The organism is Okeania sp. SIO2B9 (assembly GCF_010672505.1).
Taxonomy (GTDB): Bacteria; Cyanobacteriota; Cyanobacteriia; order Cyanobacteriales; family Microcoleaceae; genus Okeania; species Okeania hirsuta.
The window spans coordinates 1-2045 of sequence record NZ_JAAHGK010001326.1 but is presented as its reverse complement, the minus strand read 5'-3'; the positions used below and the strand labels follow the sequence as shown (position 1 = coordinate 2045).

2 protein-coding genes are annotated in these 2045 nt (G+C 36.6%); both read right to left on the bottom strand.

The window, feature by feature from the left end:
• Nucleotides 1–865 precede the first annotated feature (865 nt).
• Nucleotides 866–1015: a hypothetical protein gene (locus F6K13_RS30345; protein WP_287244830.1), complete on the bottom strand. Its 150-nt coding sequence runs from the start codon at nt 1013–1015 to the stop codon at nt 866–868.
• Between the two features lie 28 nt (nt 1016–1043).
• Nucleotides 1044–2045: esterase-like activity of phytase family protein (locus tag F6K13_RS30340; protein WP_287289454.1), on the bottom strand; the 1002-nt coding region annotated here is incomplete at its 5' end.

Here is a 2045-nt window from a genome sequence, read left to right as displayed (position 1 = left end):
TAGAATGGTTAAGTTAGGAGTCCTCAGGAGTCAGGAGACAGGAGTCAGGAGGAGAAAGAATTACAAAGATGAGGGTAGTTATGACGATTGAAGATTTTTTTTATGTCCAATTAAACGGATTTGATATTAGTTATAATATAGCAGTTCCCAAGAAACGTGAGGTACAATTAAGTACGGGATCGCTAATCATAAAATCAACCCCATTACTGATGAAAGCTTGTTCTATCAACTGCGTACAAAATCAGTATAAAATCTTATGATTGTCCGGGCGTTTATATACTAAATCTAAATCTATTTTATGATTACCAATATTTTCAGATAAAATGGATAAAAAAGAAAACGAGTTACCAATAATTAAGCCAACAATTAAGGTGAGAAAGGAATTTCAAGAAAAACAAAAGAATTTGATCAGTAAAAACGCTATATAATCAATGTTTTCCCAGAAAAAGAATCAAAAAGAAAATGATTTACCAACAATTAACAATTAAGGTAAAAAAAGAAGCTCAAAAAAAACGGATGAATATGAAGAATTTTCTGGAAATTATCGGTAAAATTGCTATATTTGTGGTGATTTTACCAATTTTATTGCCTATATATGTATTCTACACTATATTAATTGTATTCTTTTTAATTCCATTTTTGATTTTTTATAGTATAATGCTGATTAAATCATATCATAAAAGATAGCATCTTTGAAAAAAGAATCTTACGAATAATAAGGGCAATTAAAATACTAGGACTTACAAATGAACGCTATTGGTAGGGTATGCTAGCGGTAGCCTAACTGAGCAACACCCTACATCTATTGTCAGTGCCTAAGTCCTGATACTTTATCATTTTCTTTGTGGGTTTAATACCCCACCGTCTACACGGTGTTCAAAATTACTTGGGGGAGCGAATCCCCATGTAATTTTTCTCCTGTCTCCTGTCTCCTGTCTCCTGTCTCCTTCTTCAAAGGAGATGTCTCTTGGACTAAAAAGATAAATTCAGACCTCAAAACTGCTATTAAAGCCATTCATTTGACTTCAGCGATAAAACACGCCCTAACTTCTGATCGAGAAATTTTCTGTTTCTAACAATGGAGTATTTATCAAAGTTGCAAATTGACCGCCACTGCCAAAACCAGGTGTGTCACCATCAGGGTTATAGAACAAATTACCATTATTCTCATTGTAAACAATAACAGCATCAGCAGTTACCGCATCCCCATCGCTAGCAACGGTAACAAATTCACTGTCAATGCTAAAACCTTCTCCCGGTTCACTGTTGATAGCAGTGAAAGTTCCAAGGTCTAACAGAATAATATCTCCCTGGGTAGTGGAGAAGTCGGTAATTGTGTCTACACCCATATCGTTAGAATCAAATGGTTGATTTGTGTTAAAGATAAAGCGGTCGATACCACCGCCTCCTGTGAGTACATCGTTTCCTGCTCCACCATTGAGGCGATCGCGACCAATACCTCCTTCTAAAGTATCTTCCCCTGGGCCACCCAACAAAATATCGTTACCGGGGCGACCTATTAACAGGTCATTGCCAGACTTACCAAATACTTTATCATTACCACGACCAGCATTGAGATTATCGTTACCACCACGACCATCAATCACATCATCCCCACCAGAACTAGCAATATTATCACTTTCTTCAGTACCCACTAACCTGTCATCGCTTCTGGTTGGAGATAAACCTAAGTCAAGAGCAAAAGCAAAGAATTGAGTTTCTTGAGCAGGGTCGAAATCGTTATCGCTAACTACAATTAAAGATTGACGACCATCGGGTAAAACGGGACCTAGAGCTAAACCTTCAAAATCATCCAGACCATCAAAATTAGTATCAATGTCGTTAAAATCTACCAGCAGTTCTTTCTCTGCAACGACAATATCTTGACCGACCAAACTATCGAAGTCACTGACATCGGTAGCATTTTGAGCTGATGCTAGATAAAGTTTGTTTTGGTTTAAACCATTGTCATCAAAATATCTTTCTAAAGCTAAGAAAGTTCCTGAATTATCTAATGCTACTAACTCTGCAAGACTGTTAGTACA